The organism is Aerococcus suis, from assembly GCF_900176325.1.
GTDB lineage: Bacteria > Bacillota > Bacilli > Lactobacillales > Aerococcaceae > Aerococcus > Aerococcus suis.
In genome coordinates, this window is sequence record NZ_FWXK01000003.1 from 144,918 (window position 1) to 161,586 (window position 16,669).

Here is a 16,669-nt window from a genome sequence, read left to right on the forward strand (position 1 = left end):
CAAGAGTTTTCTGAAATGTCTAGCCAGATTCAACAGATCATGTCTAACATGCAGACTAACATCAGTACCACGATGGAGAGCGTCAACACGAACATCGGCACCGCATTGTCTAACATCGGTACAACGTTCAACACTGCCTTTACCAATATCGGCACGACAATGCAGAACGCGATGAATACCATAAAAACCAATATCCAAACGGCGTTCACAGGTATTCAGACAACTATTCAAACGACTCTAACCACAATTAACACCACCGTTCAAACGAGCCTTACAGGGATGTCACAGGCGTTCGCAACGTCATTTACTGGTATCTCTACACAGGTTCAATCTGCTTTTGTCGGTATTACAGCTGTTGTAACTACTGCAATGACGCAAATTAGAACAACGATCATGACGTCACTTCAAGGAATCAATCAGTCATTTACCACGGCTTTCCAACAGATGGCAACAGGGGTAACGACTGGTATGACAATGATGGTGACGGCAACCACAAATGGTATGCAAAACGTGATTAACGCGGTTCGCACAGGTATGCAGCAACTACCGCAAGTTGTTTTAGCAGTCGCACCTACAATGGTGTCTACAGTGACAACAATGACCGCACAGATGGCGAGTGCGGCAACTTCAGGGCTAAATCAAATGCGCAATGCCTTTACGAGTGTATTCTCTGGTATTGCTGGCGTTGTATCTGCTCAGATGAATGCGATTAGAGCAGCGGTTACTGGTGGCATGTCAGGTATGGTGTCACAGGCGACATCAGGGTTGAACAGTATCCAATCAGCGTATACGTCAACCTTTAACGCAATGTCTAGCACCGTATCATCTCAGATGAGCAAAATTAGAAGCACCGTATCTAGTGCAATGAACGAAATTCATAGCACGGTCAAGAGTTCACTGAATGCGATCAAGTCAACGACACAGAGCACGATGAACAGCATTCAATCACTCGTACAAAGCTCGCTGAACAAGATCAAATCGAACGTGCAATCAACGCTAAACGCCATTAAATCAACTGTTCAGAGCTCAATGAATCAAATCAAGAGCGTGACACAATCGGGATTTAACGCAGTTAGAAGCGTGATCCAGTCCACAATGAGCGCGTCTCTTGCAACGATTCGAAGCACCATGAGCGCAGCAGTGTCTGCGATGAATTCGGCTGCTAGTCAAGCAACAGCAGCAGGACGCAACATGGGGGCAGGGTTCAACAATGGGCTCGCCTCAATGCGTGGCAGTATCATGTCAACGGCTCGAAGCATTACAAATGCCGCGGCTTCGGCTATGCGCTCTACTCTGAAGATTCATTCGCCATCACGTGTAACACGTGACATTGGTGGATACACTGGCGAAGGGTTCGCGATCGGATTAGATAAGCAAATCAAAGACGTGACACGCACCGCGCGTAGCATGTCGGAAGCCGTAACGGAGAACTTACAGCCACGCGCTAACATGCAACTGGATATCGGTGGAATGGTCGCATGATCCAATGCACGCGTGAATGATATGGTACAGCATCAATTCAACGGTTTAGGGCAACAGGTACAGCCTGCAGAGATCAATCTATCAATGGGTGGCCATAGCTACCGCGCTTATGTTGAAGATATTTCAAGCGAGCAAGGTGTAATCACAGAATTAGATATGCAATTTTAGAAGGAGGTAGCAATGTATAAGTTTAAAGATTTAAAAGCAACAACTGAAGTCGAAGCTAATCAGCTACCTTCGGTTGCAATCAATTTCAATGGCAAGCAACTAGACACAGAAATTGAAGCGTTCCAAACTTTGAAAGTAAGCGGACGTGAAACAATTTCAGTTGAGTTAGAAACGGTGGACGTGCGGAACGGCTCACTAATATTAGACGAGCGACTTCCTCATCGGGAGTTGCTCGTTACTTATTTAATGAGTAGTAAATCAAATACTGCATTTCAAAACGATTTTAAAGCGTTACGGAAGCTTTTAACATCTGACGGTGAAGTGCCTATCACGTTTAAAAAAGTAGCAAAAAGTAGCAACTAGTACACACTAGTTAGAAAATTTATATTTAGAATCGAGTTAAAAACGCTGATTTTATAGGGTTTTAACACTAGTACATATCAGTTTAATTTCCATATATTAAAATGAACGTGTTAAATAATTAATAATAAAGGTTGGGCTTAGACCCAGCCTTTTCTTTTATATTAAGCAGGCTCATGTTACTAGAAATGTTACTGAATCGTTGATAAAGTTTCGATATAATAGTCACTAGTATAAAATAGTTTCTGTTTATACTCTGTCATAAAGCTGGTAAAATATAAGGTATGCTAAATAAAAAAGAGGAGCGATAGCATGAGTGATAAATTAAATGATGTTATTACCCATATACAACGTAATGAACTAGAAGCTGCGGATAACAGTTTTAAAGAGCTAAAAGAAATTTTAAAAGAAGAAGATATTGAAACAATTGCTTCTAGTGGCTATGCTCTACAACAACTGGGCTTTATACACTATGCCCAAGAAATTTATAGTATTGGAAAAGCTAACTATCCTGAGGAAGAGTCTTGGGCGTTATTGGAAGCTGAACTATTGATTGACGATGGTCAGATTGAAAAAGCCATTGACCAATTACTCACTATTCCGACTGATAGTTCTTTATATGTTGCCAGCTTATTATCGTTAGCTGATGCCTATCAGTTAATTAGTCTACCAGAAGTGAGTTTTCAAAAACTTCAAGAAGCTAGACAATTAGCTCCTGATCAGTTTGCAATTGTATTTGGAATGGCTGAATTAAAATACGAGCAAGGAGATTTTAGTGATGCCATTCCACTGTATAATGAGTTATTTGAATTTAAAGATTTACCGTCACAATTGAAAGAACAGGCAGATGGCCACTATATTGATTCATTGGCTTGGGCGGGTGATGTGGAAGCAGCCACTGAGGCACTTGAACGTATTCCAGCAGATAAACGAACAATAAAACAACGGCAGCAACTCGCCTTTTATTATTACCGTTTGGAGGCATATGAAAAAGCAGAAACCCTCTTAAAAGAGCTTTATGATGATGACGCGTTAAATGCCGATTTATTATCTTTGTATGCCCAAGTAAAAACGATGTCTTATAATTATGAAGAGGCGTTGGATTTAGTGGATGAAGCACTCGAAAAAGACCCTTACGGTGTTGCTTTATATACGATGAAAGCTGAAATTGCTGAAAAAATGGGCAATTACGATACAGCTTTCAATGCTTTAGAATCTGCTAGTGATTTAGACCCGGATAATATTGAAGCTCGAGTTAAAATGTTAGAATACGCAGTAGCAGCTAACAAGTTATCATTAGCAAAAGGATTAATCACTGATTTAGAAAATGAAAATTTTGTTGATCCACACGTCGATTGGTTGAAAGCTAAAACGTTCCAATTAGAAGAGGATTATCCAGCTGCAGAAGAAAGTTATCAGTCTGCATTAGCCTTCTTACAAGATAATTTAAGCTTTATGGAAGACTATCTATCTTTCTTACAGGAAATGGGAAATTGGTCTAAAATCGGACAAGTATTTGCTAATAATCCTAATTTAACGATGCAGCCGAGCTTAGCAACTATCTATGAACGCTATAATGCTTGGAAGTTAGATCAAGACTATCTAGATTTTTAAGAGTTTAATTGTGTTAGGAGCTGTAGGATGTTTATCGATCATCCCTTATTTAATAAAGCAAAAAATATATTAATCCAATTAGAAAATGAAGGCCATAAAGCCTATTTTGTGGGCGGATGTATTCGTGATATGATTTTGGGACGTGAAATCTCAGATGTTGATATTGCGACTTCGGCTTATCCAGAAGAAGTGCAACAAATCTTTCCTAAACATTTTGACGTTGGGCTAGAGCATGGAACGGTTATGGTATTATCTAATCAAGAAACCTACGAAGTCACTACTTTTCGAACGGAATCTGGGTATCAAGATTATCGTAGACCTGATAAGGTTGAATTTGTCAAAGATTTATCAGAAGACCTACTACGTCGTGACTTCACAATGAATGCATTAGCGATGACCAAAGATGGCGAAATTATTGATTATTTCGCCGGGCAAGAAGCGATTAAACATCAAGAAATTATTGCTGTGGGAATTGCAGATGAACGGTTTAATGAAGACGCTCTGCGAATGTTACGAGCGGTTCGTTTCGCCGGACAATTAAATTTTTCAATTGAGTCAGAAACCTATGATGCGATTGCTCACCACGCTCCGTTGCTTTCTAAAATAGCGGTTGAACGTATTTTAGTTGAAATGAATAAATTGTGGGAAAGTTTACATTGGCAACAAGGATTATCTGCTTTCTATCAAACGAAGCTTTATCAATATTGTCCACTAACCGATTCATTAGCTAAAAGTTTCGAACATTTATTGAATGATTTTGCACCGTCCACACCTTTTAATGAAGCAACTTTGGCATGGACCTTAGTTTTATGGTTTCAAGATGAGTCAGCTATTTCACCTCAAAAATTTGGGAAAGCGTGGAAAATGTCGAATGCTAATATTGAATTAATCAATGATTGGTTAACCATTATCCAGTATCGTGAACAGCATAATGATTATTCGAATTGGAAACTTTATCAACTGAACGGTCAATTGGTTCAAGATTTTGAAGACTTTTTATGTGAACAACAAGACGCTCACTCACCATTCGGAAATTATTTTTCACCAGCAATGCCTGATGAAGTCACAAAACAATATCAGGATTTACCAATCCATTCATTAAAAGACTTAGCGATTGGTGGAAGAGAAATTATTCAATCATTTGCGCCCAAAAATAAACGCCTAATAGGTGAAAGTTTGAAATGGTTAGAAAAAGAGGTTGTTTGCGGTCGAATAGTTAATAAAAAAGATTTATTGTTAAGCGAATTATCAAAATCATTTAATTGGAAAGGGTGACAAGAGATGCCAACGCGTTATGCTGTATTAGATTTGGAAACAACTGGCCCATCATATCGCAATGGTGATCGCATCATCCAAGTGGGCATTGTTATTTGGGAACAAGGCCAACATATTGATACTTATGATACATTAATTAAACCGAAAACGGATATTCCTACTCATATTACAGACTTGACAGGTATTACACCAAACGATGTGAAGGATGCGCCTCAATTTAGTGATGTAGCAAATACAATATGGGGGAAACTACAAAATACGGTGATTGTTGCTCATAACATTCAATTTGATTATGGTTTTATTAATCATGCTTTTCAAGCTGAAGGTTTTCCATCTTTAAATCAAGATGCCATTGATACTGTCGAATTAATACGCGTATTATATCCAAGAGCAACTTCCTATAAACTACAAGAATTCGCAGAAGCAATGAGTATTCCTCTAGATCATGCGCATTCGGCGATAGATGATGCAATGGCAACGATGCACGTATTAGAATTAGCAATGGCTAAAGCGCAGCAGTTATCTAAACAAACTTTTAAAAAAATCCAGCCATTCTTATCCGCTTTTGTACGGGAAACGGGAAAATATATTGTCCATTGGTATGAGGAGCGTTTTAATCATCCGGTGACTCCAAGTTTTGGAGCATCTCAAATAGCACCATCATTTTTAAAAGCAGTGGATTTAAGACCCATTCAGGAAAAAATGATTGAGGATCTATCAAAGAGTGAACAAACGGATATTTTTCTTGAAGCCCCATCTGGAACAGGGAAAACGTTAGCTAGTATTGTCGGAATCATGCAAAAAAATAAAGGAAACATTTTATTTTCGACGACTAATACTTTATTACAATATCAGATTTCTGAAGATACTGTGCCATTATTAGAGAGTGTTTTAGGTCGTTCGCTATCAGCTGTTGTTGTTAAAAGTGCCAATCATTATATTAGTCAAGCTATTTTTAATTTATTAATTCGTCAAATGATGACACAACTTTCGCAAGAATCAAAACAAGATATGATGATTGCGATGAGTATTTTAGTTTGGATTGAAGAAACTGAGACCGGAGATTTTTATGAATTACATCATGGGTTGTATAGTAAAGAGTTTTGGCAACGTTATTGGAAGTTGGCGAGTACTGAATTATCATCCGAACAACTAATGATTGACTTTTATGGTAGGCAATTAGAACGTGCCCGAGATGCTGAACTGGTTATTACCAACCATGCTTATTTATTACAACATCCTAATATTCTAGTCGATTTAAATTGTCATCACCTAATTATGGATGAATGTCATCAATTATTTTTAAATTCAGGATGGTTTGCATTAGAAAGTTTTGATTCATGGCTTTATCAATCGAAGTATAAACAAGTTGATCGCATATTTAATCAATTTAGTGACTGGTTATTAAGAAATAAAATTTCACATAAAATGAGTGATAGGTATTACGAGGTTCAGTTGTCCTATCAAAATATGATTGCAACTTTAGCAGCTTTTGAAGATGCTTTGGACACTGAATACGGACATTTAGCCTATTATCAGCAAACGGCTGCTCCAGAAATATATATTGCCTATAAAAAAAGCGTTCAAATGCAATGGCTAGATTATTTACGAGTAGCAGTAAAAGCTGTAACAGAGTTTAGCAAAGGGTTCGGTCAATTGTTGGGAAAGAATCGTCAGTTTCTCCAATCTGAGACTTATAATAGTTGGATTCAAGCTGTTCAATTGCTTATAAACGAGAACGAAAAAGTTTTTACAACCATTGCGCTTACTTCAGATGATTATTTAACGATTGAGGTTAATGAAACGTCTTATCGAATCAATCGAAAAACGTACTCGTTGTTGGATCGATTAAATAAAATTGTTGAAGCACCAATGATTAATCGGATTTGGATGAGTGCTAGCCTAAATTATTTTATGAATGAACGTCAAATTCCTAAAGAGTTGACCATCAATCATTTTGACTATTTCCAATATACTAGTGAATATAACTATTCTGAACAATTACCGGCATTTGTAATTTCAGGACAGCCATCAATAGATAAATTATCACAAATGAATAGTAGTGAACGAATTGCTGAATTGATTGCTGAACAATTGCCACAAGTTATTACTCAACAAGTAAAAGTCCATATTGTTTTCCAATCACGTTCTCTACTTGAAGAAACGTATCAAAAACTGATAAATATACTACATTCTGAAGAGAAACAGTATATTTATCCCCAATTATCAGGTAGAAACCGGCAGAAGATTCACGACCAATATAATCGCGTAACTAGTGGTTTTTTACTAGCGTTACAAAGCTTTAATGAAGGGGTACACTTTACGACTAATAGTGATATATATATTTTAACGAGACTACCTTTTCCACATCCAGATCGAGCAGACCAAAAAGCCAAACAAGATATGGCTAGTTATTATAAAGAAAATTACTTTACAAAATATGCGTTACCTCAGATGATGATTTCACTGAATCAAATGATTGGGAGATGCTTGCAGTCAACTGAGGATTCTGCCATTTTAATCAGCTTGGATCAACGGATTTTGAAAAGTGCATATGCGACGCTAATTCAAAAATATTTACCGACAGGGTTAAATTTTCAATGGTTACCAATTGAATCGGTAACAGATGTGTTTGATATAAGAAAGGACGCAACCTATGACAAGGAAAATAATTAATATTATTATAGCTATCTTATTTATCTACATTTTAGGGACATCTGCTCTATATTTTACGACGCAAAAAGATGTTGCGCATTGGGAAGCTGAGACCACTAAAATGGCAAAAAATGAGGCAAATTTAAAAAATGTGCGTCGTTTTTATGTTTTTACGACAGATAAAACGTATTATACAGTAGAGGGTAATAATAAAAATAACGAAAAAATTTATTTTACTTATTCTCCTGATACTAAAAAAAAAACACAAACAAAAGCGGATAAATTGGTCAATCATGAGAATGCCTTATCTCTAGCTAGACACAACTTACCAGATGCAACGGTGAAGGAAGCAAATATTGGGTTAGAAGATGGCGAATATGTCTGGGAAGTTAGTTTTCGTGATAAAAATGGTGCTTTAGGCTACCATTATATCGATGCTAGCGACGCCCAATGGTACGAAACAATTAATAATTTATAGGAGGATATCATGTTCACAGAACGAATTAAACAATTAACCCCTTCCAAAACGACAATGTCTAGTCAAGTAGCTAGTCAGTTAAAAGCTGAAGGGAAGGATGTTATTTCACTAGGGTTAGGCGAACCAGATTTTCAAACTCCCAAATATATTTTAGATGGTGTACAAGAAGCTATGTATCAAGGACTAGGTCATCACTATACTCCTGGTAGAGGGATTTTAGAACTCAGACAAGCTATAAGCGACTTTCATTTTAATCATGATGGGGTCCGTTATACACCTGAAGAAATTTTTGTTGCTGATGGGGCTAAAATGGCTCTTTACTTTTTATGTCAGATTTTGGTTGAACCAGGGGTAGAGGTTTTTATTCCTAGCCCTTACTGGGTAAGTTATGTAGAGCAAGTTAAATTAGCTGGTGGTCGTCCTGTAATCGTTGAAACTAAACAAGCTGATCATTTTAAAGTTAATCCTGAATTGTTAGATCAATATGTCACTGAAGACACTAAAATTTTGGTTTTAAATACACCATCTAATCCGACTGGTCAAGTGTATAGTGAAGAAGAGTTACAAGCTATTGGTCAATATTGTGTGGCACATAATATCTTAATAATTGCTGATGAGATGTACTATCGTTTAGTTTATGGTGATGCGAGAAGTTTTTCAATGATGTCGTTACCTAAAGATATTCGTGAGCAAACAATTATTGTGAACGGCTTTTCAAAAGCATATGCAATGACTGGATGGCGACTAGGCTATGTTCTAGCTAACGAAGAGATAATAAACCAATTAGCTAAATTATCTAGCCAAACGAATAGTAATGTCACAGGGCTTACTCAATATGCTGGTTTGACCGCTCTAACTGGGGACAATCAATCCTTTGAACGTATGCACCAAGAGTTTTCTAAACGATTAGATAATGCGTATCAACAAGTTACTGGCATTCCTGGTTTTGAGTTACCTGATAAACCACAAGGGGCTTTTTACTTGTTCCCTGATGTCTCAAAAGCTGTAGAAATGACTGGCTTTCAATCAGTCGATGATTTTGTGCAAGCTTTATTAGAAGAGGAATTTGTATTAGTTATCCCGGGAAGTGCTTTTGGTGCTTCGCAAAATATTCGGTTAAGTTATGCCACTAGTGAAGACATATTTAATCAAGCGATTAAACGAATTGAACGTTTTATTATTCACCATTCATAGAAAGGGGCAAAAGGTTGTACGAAGAGCAATATACGGTTATTCGAACAGAAATATTAGAGAAATATCATCAATTAGATATTACAAATGAATCGATGATGTTTTTAATTCATTTACTGGGTTTTATTCAATCGGGAAATAGTTTTCCTTCTATTAATGCCTTACAACGTCGAATGGGTTATACAGATGAAGAAATTTATGCTTGTATTGATCATTTGTTAGATCGTGGTGTTTTAGCAATCAAATCACGTAAAAACGAAGATGGACAAGTTGAGGAGTATTATAGTCTTCACCCATTATATGTGAAATTAGAGCAGTTAGAAGAACAAAAGAGTCGAGAAGTCACTCAAGCAAATCAAGATCAAGCTGTCCGTGACGTGTTTAATTTGATTGAAGATGAATTTGGACGACAACTTTCCCCCACTGAATACGAAATGGTTACGCATTGGCTAACTAAAGATCGCTATCAACCGTCAATGATTAAAGATGCTGTTAGGGAAGCTGCCTTAAGTAATGCTTACAATTTCCGCTATATTGGACGTATTTTGTTAAATTGGCAACAACAAGGAAAACAAACATCTTTCCATCATAACGTCAATCAAGAAAAAGATAATCAACAACTGCCACCAGTATCACTAGGGCATTGGTTAGATGTCGATAATTAATGGGATGAGAGGAGGAATGAAATGCTTTCTAGAAAACGACAAGCTGAGTTAAAAGAAAAACATGACGCCTTACCTTATCCAAAAGCGAATGTTCAGCGTATCTCAGAGGATAAGTTAAAAATTAATGATCATCAGTTTGAACTAAAGGTAAACTATCATGATGGATTTGATAGTGATGCTCTTAGTGAACGTTATACAGAGCTATTTGACCAGTATGATTTTATTGTTGGGGATTGGAGTTTTGAACAATTACGTTTAAAAGGATTTTACTATGATGAAGCCCATACAGGCCAGAAAGATCAAGAAATCAAACATTTACCGGATTATATTTTAGAATATTGTAGCTTTGGTTGTGCCTATTTCGTCTTAGAGCATAAACGTTCAGAGGCGGAAATTAAAAATCGTGATAACCAAGTGACTCAAGAGTATCGAGATATTCAAAAAAGTTCACGTAAGAAACGACGTAAAAATAATAACCGTTCGCATCGTCGAAAAAATACAGCTAAAAAAGCGAAACCAAAACATGCTAAAATAAATAAAGAATTTACAATAATTGATAAAAAAGGTCGTGGAAAACAATCCAATAATCAACGGAAAAAAACGAAAAAACCAACGACTTTTGAAATAAGATAGAGGTGGTCCTTATTACTGCATTATTAATTGATTTAGATGGTACAATGTATCATGGCAAGTCTCCAATCCCAGGAGCTAAAGCATTTATAAATTTTCTTGAAGAACATAAAATTCCTTTTTTATTTGTGACGAATAACGCTACACGATCTCATGCGGAAGCACAACATTTCTTAGCTAAATATCATGATATTGTTGTGGATGACAATCATTTTTATTCTAGCGCTGATGCATTAATTAGTCGTTTACAGGTTAGTGATAGTCAAGAATCAGCATTTGTTATTGGTAAATCAGCTTTAAAACACTCAATTGAAGAACTAGGCTATCGTTTAGAAAATACTAATGAACAAGCCGTTGATGTGGTGATTGTAAGTTTAGATCAGGAAGTGTCGTATCAGGAGTTAAGTTTTGCATGTTTAGCGATTCAAAACGGAGGAAGTTTTTATTTAACTAATCCAGATATTCAATTTCCAAGTGAGAATGGCTTTGTTCCTGGAGCAGGAGCTATCGCACAAGTTATCGCTGATGTCACAGAACAATCACCTATTGTTTGTGGAAAGCCTGAACCAACCATTATCGAAGGTGCCATTGATAAATTAGGTGTTCCTTCCAGTGATGTTATTGTTTTAGGAGATAATTTACTAACTGACATTCAAGCGGGATTAAATGCGGATGTTTATTCAGTTCTTATTGAGACTGGAGTTCATCACCAATCTGATATTGAAATGTTAGGTGTAACGCCGGATGCCATTGTAAAAAATCATCAAGAATTTATTGAACGCTTTCTGATTGAGGAATAGTAATGGAGAAGCAATCACGGTGGCATTTCATTGGAACCATTAGTTGTCTTGCGAGTCTGATTACAGGGAGTATATTGGTAACGACCTGGAATATTAGTTTATTTAAGCTGAATTTACAGTGGTTTAATTTACAACAAAAAGTGCCATTTTCCATTCCCGAGATATTATCTGATTATAAGCATTTGTTACGGTATGTAACGTTTCCTTGGATAAAAGATTTGAATTTTCAATATTTTCCGATGAGTAGTTCAGGCGAGTTTCATTTTGAAGAAGTGAAACAATTATTTTTATTGAATAATAGCTTATTAATTATTTCAATCCTGTTAGCGATTGGATATATGACTTATTTATCGCGAAGTCGTCAACTTTGGGTTTTGGGAATCACTTTCAAATGGTTACGCTGGGTGCCAATCATGGTAGTATTTTTATTGTTTATTGATTTTGAATCGATATTTACACTGTTCCATGAGGTGTTTTTCAATAATGACGCTTGGTTATTTTATCCTAGTACGGATCCTATTATCCTCGTTTTGAATGATACTTTTTTCCTCGCCTGTTTTGTTCATGGTTTCTTAATCGTACAAATCGGCATTATTGTTTTACAATTGATTGGAAAAAGAGATTTAAAAATAAAAAAGGCTGGACAATAAACGATTGTCCGGCCTTTTTAAAACATATGGGAGCTATGAATAGGTTTTATATGTTCTTTTGGATTCAAATATTGTTTAATACTGTTAATGGCTATTGGTGCTTCGCCAAAACCTGTAGCAATCAATTCCGCTTTGCCAGGATACGTTGCAATATCTCCAATTGCATATATTCCTGCAATATTAGTTTCCATTTTTGAAGTGACATTAATTTTACTGTGGTCATAATCAATTGGCCATTTTTTTAATTCGCCTAAGGAAGAAACAAAGCCATATGCCATACATAAGTGATCAATAGGTAATAATTGATATTCTTTAGTCTTCGTATGCATAATTTCCAGATGTGTTATAGTATCCGCTTTTCCATTTACCCCTTTCGGAATATAAGGCGTTATCCATTCAATATTTTCCTTACATTTCGCTTGGGCAACAGAGTATTCATGAGCACGAAAACGACTGCGTCTATGAATCAAATAGATTTGTTTGGCATAGGGTGCTAAACCCAGAGCAGTATCTAAGGCACTATCACCGCCACCGCAAACCGCGACCGTTTTATTTTTTAGCTGACTAGGGTTGGGGAAGTAGTAACTAATATTATTTTGATAGATATCATCGTTTTCTAGTTTGATTTTTCGGGGATGGAAAGACCCATTTCCCGTGGCAATGATAATCGTTTTTGCGTAATAAATATTTTTATTAGTCGTCACCTTAAATACATGATTATGCTGTTCGTATGTTAAAACTTCCTCATTTAGTTGGAAGGTCGTCGTATCTTTGAAACGTTGGAGTTGTTGGGTTAATTGTTTAGTTAATTGGTCCCCCGTTATCGCCGGATAGCCACCAATATCATATATATCTTTTTTAGGATACAAAACTTTAGGTTGGCCACCTAAATCAGGTAAACTATCAATAATTCGCGTGGTTAATTCACGCATACCAGCATAAAACCCAGCAAATAAACCTGCTGGGCCAGCACCAATAATTAATATATCTGTCGTATCTGTCATAATTGCTCCTTCTTTTACATCGGCAAATGAAGCAGGGTAAAAATGCCCCGGAAGATAAAAGCGATGATGATTCCTGAAAACATTCCACCAATTACTTCTGATGGTTTATGACCTAAGTAATCGTTAATGACCATGCGATCCTCGTCCATCTTATTTAACTGTTCTAATAGCTCAGTATCTCCTGTTATTTTTGCTTTAGCCTTTAGTTGTTTCGTTAGAAAATGCAGAAGAACACCTTGTTCTCCACTTTGTCTACGAACTCCCATTGCATCAAACATAATGATGACACCAAAAGTAACAGCTATTCCAACTAATGGTGAACGAAAACCATACTGAAAAATTAAAGTGGTAATTAGTGACGTTACCGCCGCAGAATGTGAGCTTGGCATGCCACCTGTCGCATGAATAATAGAAAGTTTCGTATCAGACTTTTTAAAGATTAAGGCAATCGGATATTTAATTAACTGAGTGATGATTATTGCAGCAAATGAAGTAATCAATGGAAAATTAATAAGTTGATTCATTTCTGCCTCCAATAATAATTTACGTTAATCATATCATGAAAAGACAGTCACTAAAAATATTATTTTGCAAAGTCTAAAATTCATTAGGATGATTATAAATAAAATGCTTGAACATTTACGAACCAATAAGTCATGTCAAGTAGAGATTGATAAAAAATACTGCTAAATAAACGATATTTTGATACAATAAAGGAAAAAGGAGGGATGAGAATGACATTTCCACAGCTTGATTTGAGCGATAACAAATTGATTGCTCATATTCAAACGAATAAAGGTGAAATTAGTATAGCTCTATTTCCTGATAAGGCACCAAAAACCGTTGAAAATTTTATGGGTTTAGCCAAAGCAGGGAAATATGACGGTGTTATCTTTCACCGCGTCATTAAAGATTTTATGATACAAGGTGGAGATCCAACTGGAACAGGTTATGGCGGAGAAAGTTTCTTTGGTCATCCGTTTGCAGATGAATTTTCTACAGACTTATTCAATTTTAATGGTGCTCTATCGATGGCAAACTCAGGACCAAATTCAAATGGATCACAATTTTTTATTGTGACTGCTAAAGATGTCCCTGATATGTTGATTGAACAGATGCAAATGTTGCAATGGCCAGAAGAGGTGATTGCTACATATCGAGATAACGGGGGCGCTCCTTGGTTAGATCAAAAACATACCGTGTTTGGCCAAGTCATTGATGGTATGGAAACCGTTTATGCTATTGAAGAAGTTTCGACAGATGATAATGATAAACCGATAGACGATATTGTGATTGAAAATATTCATTTTTCCGATGACACGAAAGATGTGAATTCAGTTGAATAAAGGTAAAAGTTACAATATTGGAGATATCGTAGAAGGAAAGGTAACAGGAATCCAACCGTATGGTGTATTCGTACAGCTTGCAGATAATCAACAGGGATTAATCCATATTTCTGAAGTTAATCACCACTACGTTTCGGATATTAATGACTATTTTTCAATTGGTGATGAGATTCAAGTTCAAGTCATCGATCATGATGAGTATACTAGAAAACTTAGTCTGTCTGTACGCTCATTAAAACCTTTGCACGTTCCAAATCATCCTAAACGTTTAGGGCGACCGCCTAAGCGGAAAACACCCGATATTGGTTTTCAATCGATAGCCGATGAAATGCCAGGGTGGATAAATGAAGGGTTAAAAAATTGTAAAAAATATCAAGGATAGAGGAGAAATTATGACACATTTAACATTTGATTATTCTAAAGTAGATCCATATGTAAAACCACATGAACGTGACGCTATGCAACCATTCGTATCAGCAGCTCATAAAATGCTACATGAAGGTACAGGGCTAGGCCATGATTTTACTGGTTGGGTTCAATTACCAAAAGATTACGATAAAGAAGAATATGGTCGTATTAAAGAAGCGGCTAAACAAATTCAATCTGATTCTGAAGTATTATTAGTATTGGGAATTGGTGGTTCTTATTTAGGAGCTAAATCAGCGATTGATTTCTTATCTCATACTTTTGCTGATTTACAATCAAAAGAAGAGAGACAAACACCACAAATTCTTTTTGCTGGTAATTCTCTAAGTTCAACTTATATTGCTGATTTAATTGAAGTTATTGGAGACCGTGATTTTTCAATTAATGTCATCAGTAAATCAGGAACAACAACTGAAACTGCAGTTGCTTTCCGTATCTTCAAAAAACTGTTGATTGATAAATATGGTGAAGAAGAAGCAGCAAAACGTATTTATGCAACAACAGATAAAGAACGTGGCGCATTAAAATCTGAAGCTGATGAAAAAGGATATGAAACATTTGTAATTCCAGATGCTGTTGGCGGTCGTTTTACTGTTTTAACAGCTGTTGGGTTATTACCTATTGCTGTAAGTGGGGCTAATATTGATGATTTAATGCAAGGAGCAGCTGATGCACTTGCTGATTTAAGCGACGACAAGATTGAAAATAATATTGCCTATCAATATGCAGTTATGCGGAATATTTTATATCGCAAAGGTAAAGTGACAGAGTTATTAATTAATTATGAACCAAAAATGCGGTATTTCTCTGAATGGTGGAAACAATTGTTTGGAGAATCAGAAGGTAAAGATAATAAAGGTATTTATCCATCAAGCGCTAACTTTACAACTGATTTACATTCATTAGGTCAATATATTCAAGAAGGACAACGGAATATTTTCGAAACTGTTATTAAAGTAGCATCTCCAGAAAAAAATGTTAACATTCCTGAGTTTGAATCTGATTTAGATGGATTAGGCTACTTAGAAGGTAAAGATGTAGATTACGTTAATTCAAAAGCATTTGAAGGAACAGTATTAGCTCATACAGATGGCCATGTTCCTAATTTATTGATTACTATACCAAAAATGGATGCTTATTCATTAGGATATTTAATTTATTTCTTTGAATTAGCTGTCGGTATTTCAGGCTACCTAAATGGTGTTAATCCATTTGATCAACCAGGCGTTGAAGCTTATAAGAAAAATATGTTTGCACTTCTTGGAAAACCAGGATTTGAAGACTTAGCGAAAGAGTTAAATGAACGTTTGTAATATCAAGTGGTATTAGTTAGAATTAGTAAATTAACTTAAATTAAATAAAAAAGTCTTAACAAACTATTTACAAAGTAAATAAACCATGATAATATATATCTCAGTCGTTAAGAAATGCGACTGAGATTATTTTTTATCTCAACAACTTTTCAAAAATAAATTTCAAAAAGTTGTTGACATGTTACAGGTTAACATGATATATTATTTAAGTCGCTTCGATGAGGCGACAACAACAAAACAAGTTGTTAAAAAAATAATTTTAAAAAAGTATTGACAATCACTCCTGATTACGATACACTATAAAAGTTGCATCAAACAGCAACGATATAGACCTTTGAAAACTGAACAAAGAAGACGAACCAATTTGTGTAGGAAATCGATAACAATCGATAAACCAAACAATTCAAAGTAGTGAGAACTACTATAAATAAGTCAGCAATAAAATGAGCTAGCAAACAGCTCGTGAAAAACTTTCATGAGAGTTTGATCCTGGCTCAGGACGAACGCTGGCGGCGTGCCTAATACATGCAAGTCGAGCGAACCGACGAGGTGCTTGCACCTTTGACGTTAGCGGCGAACGGGTGAGTAACACGTAAGGAATCTACCTATAAG

16 protein-coding genes and 1 rRNA gene are annotated in these 16,669 nt (G+C 36.1%); 15 read left to right on the top strand and 2 right to left on the bottom strand.

Annotation, left to right across the window (positions count from 1 at the left end; translation table 11 throughout):
- Nucleotides 1-15: 15 nt before the first annotated feature.
- The 11 genes from B8955_RS04130 (at nt 16) to B8955_RS04180 (ending at nt 11,968) form a co-directional block, all read left to right on the top strand.
- The gene (locus B8955_RS04130) at nt 16-1,482 is read left to right on the top strand and encodes a phage tail protein (protein WP_084098889.1); all 1,467 of its coding nucleotides are present in this window, start codon (nt 16-18) and stop codon (nt 1,480-1,482) included.
- Nucleotides 1,483-1,662: 180 nt separating this feature from the next.
- Nucleotides 1,663-2,013 (top strand): distal tail protein Dit, encoded by a 351-nt coding sequence (locus tag B8955_RS04135; protein WP_084098891.1) that lies wholly within the window; start codon nt 1,663-1,665, stop codon nt 2,011-2,013.
- Nucleotides 2,014-2,322: 309 nt separating this feature from the next.
- Nucleotides 2,323-3,624, top strand: a complete 1,302-nt coding sequence (locus tag B8955_RS04140) for a tetratricopeptide repeat protein (protein ID WP_084098893.1) — start codon at nt 2,323-2,325, stop codon at nt 3,622-3,624.
- 27 nt (nt 3,625-3,651) lie between these two features.
- Nucleotides 3,652-4,899, top strand: a complete 1,248-nt coding sequence (locus tag B8955_RS04145; RefSeq protein ID WP_084098895.1) for a CCA tRNA nucleotidyltransferase — start codon at nt 3,652-3,654, stop codon at nt 4,897-4,899.
- A 6-nt stretch (nt 4,900-4,905) separates the two neighbouring features.
- Nucleotides 4,906-7,575 carry an exonuclease domain-containing protein gene (locus B8955_RS04150; RefSeq protein ID WP_084098897.1) on the top strand — a complete coding sequence of 890 codons (2,670 nt, stop codon included), beginning with the start codon at nt 4,906-4,908 and terminating at the stop codon, nt 7,573-7,575.
- The gene (locus B8955_RS04155) at nt 7,556-8,032 is read left to right on the top strand and encodes a cell wall elongation regulator TseB-like domain-containing protein (RefSeq protein WP_084098899.1); all 477 of its coding nucleotides are present in this window, start codon (nt 7,556-7,558) and stop codon (nt 8,030-8,032) included. Before B8955_RS04150 ends, B8955_RS04155 begins: the two co-directional genes overlap by 20 nt.
- Nucleotides 8,033-8,041: 9 nt before the next feature.
- The gene (locus B8955_RS04160) at nt 8,042-9,226 is read left to right on the top strand and encodes a pyridoxal phosphate-dependent aminotransferase (protein ID WP_084098901.1); all 1,185 of its coding nucleotides are present in this window, start codon (nt 8,042-8,044) and stop codon (nt 9,224-9,226) included.
- A 14-nt stretch (nt 9,227-9,240) separates the two neighbouring features.
- Entirely contained in the window at nt 9,241-9,888 is a 648-nt protein-coding gene (locus B8955_RS04165) for a DnaD domain-containing protein (RefSeq protein ID WP_084098903.1), read from the top strand.
- 21 nt (nt 9,889-9,909) lie between these two features.
- Nucleotides 9,910-10,521, top strand: a complete 612-nt coding sequence (locus B8955_RS04170) for a YutD family protein (RefSeq protein WP_084098905.1) — start codon at nt 9,910-9,912, stop codon at nt 10,519-10,521.
- A gap of 2 nt (nt 10,522-10,523) precedes the next feature.
- Nucleotides 10,524-11,318 carry an HAD-IIA family hydrolase gene (locus B8955_RS04175; RefSeq protein WP_234983521.1) on the top strand — a complete coding sequence of 265 codons (795 nt, stop codon included), beginning with the start codon at nt 10,524-10,526 and terminating at the stop codon, nt 11,316-11,318.
- Nucleotides 11,319-11,320: 2 nt separating this feature from the next.
- A complete protein-coding gene (locus tag B8955_RS04180) occupies nt 11,321-11,968 on the top strand; it encodes a TIGR01906 family membrane protein (RefSeq protein WP_084098906.1) in 648 nt (215 codons plus the stop codon).
- A 17-nt stretch (nt 11,969-11,985) separates the two neighbouring features.
- On the opposite strand, the gene B8955_RS04185 is transcribed toward B8955_RS04180, so the two are convergent.
- Nucleotides 11,986-12,972, bottom strand: coding sequence for an NAD(P)/FAD-dependent oxidoreductase (locus tag B8955_RS04185; protein WP_084098908.1), 987 nt, complete (start codon nt 12,970-12,972; stop codon nt 11,986-11,988).
- 14 nt (nt 12,973-12,986) lie between these two features.
- Nucleotides 12,987-13,496: a divergent PAP2 family protein gene (locus tag B8955_RS04190; protein ID WP_084098910.1), complete on the bottom strand. Its 510-nt coding sequence runs from the start codon at nt 13,494-13,496 to the stop codon at nt 12,987-12,989.
- Nucleotides 13,497-13,706: 210 nt separating this feature from the next.
- Between B8955_RS04190 and B8955_RS04195 the strand changes: the two genes are divergently transcribed.
- From B8955_RS04195 to B8955_RS04210, 4 genes are all read left to right on the top strand, one after another.
- On the top strand, nt 13,707-14,318 hold the full coding sequence (locus B8955_RS04195) for a peptidylprolyl isomerase (RefSeq protein WP_084098912.1): 612 nt from the start codon (nt 13,707-13,709) through the stop codon (nt 14,316-14,318).
- Nucleotides 14,311-14,700 (top strand): CvfD/Ygs/GSP13 family RNA-binding post-transcriptional regulator, encoded by a 390-nt coding sequence (locus B8955_RS04200; protein ID WP_084098914.1) that lies wholly within the window; start codon nt 14,311-14,313, stop codon nt 14,698-14,700. Before B8955_RS04195 ends, B8955_RS04200 begins: the two co-directional genes overlap by 8 nt.
- A gap of 10 nt (nt 14,701-14,710) precedes the next feature.
- A complete protein-coding gene (locus B8955_RS04205) occupies nt 14,711-16,057 on the top strand; it encodes a glucose-6-phosphate isomerase (RefSeq protein ID WP_084098916.1) in 1,347 nt (448 codons plus the stop codon).
- Nucleotides 16,058-16,528: 471 nt separating this feature from the next.
- Nucleotides 16,529-16,669 (top strand): 16S ribosomal RNA (locus B8955_RS04210); the annotation flags it as partial.

Excerpts from the sequence above, each read along its gene's own strand:
- B8955_RS04130 (WP_084098889.1), top strand. The coding sequence starts at position 16 with ATGTCTAGCCAGATTCAACAGATCATGTCTAACATGCAGACTAACATC.
- B8955_RS04135 (WP_084098891.1), top strand. The coding sequence starts at position 1,663 with ATGTATAAGTTTAAAGATTTAAAAGCAACAACTGAAGTCGAAGCTAAT.
- B8955_RS04140 (WP_084098893.1), top strand. The coding sequence starts at position 2,323 with ATGAGTGATAAATTAAATGATGTTATTACCCATATACAACGTAATGAA.
- B8955_RS04145 (WP_084098895.1), top strand. The coding sequence starts at position 3,652 with ATGTTTATCGATCATCCCTTATTTAATAAAGCAAAAAATATATTAATC.
- B8955_RS04150 (WP_084098897.1), top strand. The coding sequence starts at position 4,906 with ATGCCAACGCGTTATGCTGTATTAGATTTGGAAACAACTGGCCCATCA.
- B8955_RS04155 (WP_084098899.1), top strand. The coding sequence starts at position 7,556 with ATGACAAGGAAAATAATTAATATTATTATAGCTATCTTATTTATCTAC.
- B8955_RS04160 (WP_084098901.1), top strand. The coding sequence starts at position 8,042 with ATGTTCACAGAACGAATTAAACAATTAACCCCTTCCAAAACGACAATG.
- B8955_RS04170 (WP_084098905.1), top strand. The coding sequence starts at position 9,910 with ATGCTTTCTAGAAAACGACAAGCTGAGTTAAAAGAAAAACATGACGCC.
- B8955_RS04180 (WP_084098906.1), top strand. The coding sequence starts at position 11,321 with ATGGAGAAGCAATCACGGTGGCATTTCATTGGAACCATTAGTTGTCTT.
- B8955_RS04185 (WP_084098908.1), bottom strand. The coding sequence starts at position 12,972 with ATGACAGATACGACAGATATATTAATTATTGGTGCTGGCCCAGCAGGT.
- B8955_RS04190 (WP_084098910.1), bottom strand. The coding sequence starts at position 13,496 with ATGAATCAACTTATTAATTTTCCATTGATTACTTCATTTGCTGCAATA.
- B8955_RS04195 (WP_084098912.1), top strand. The coding sequence starts at position 13,707 with ATGACATTTCCACAGCTTGATTTGAGCGATAACAAATTGATTGCTCAT.
- B8955_RS04205 (WP_084098916.1), top strand. The coding sequence starts at position 14,711 with ATGACACATTTAACATTTGATTATTCTAAAGTAGATCCATATGTAAAA.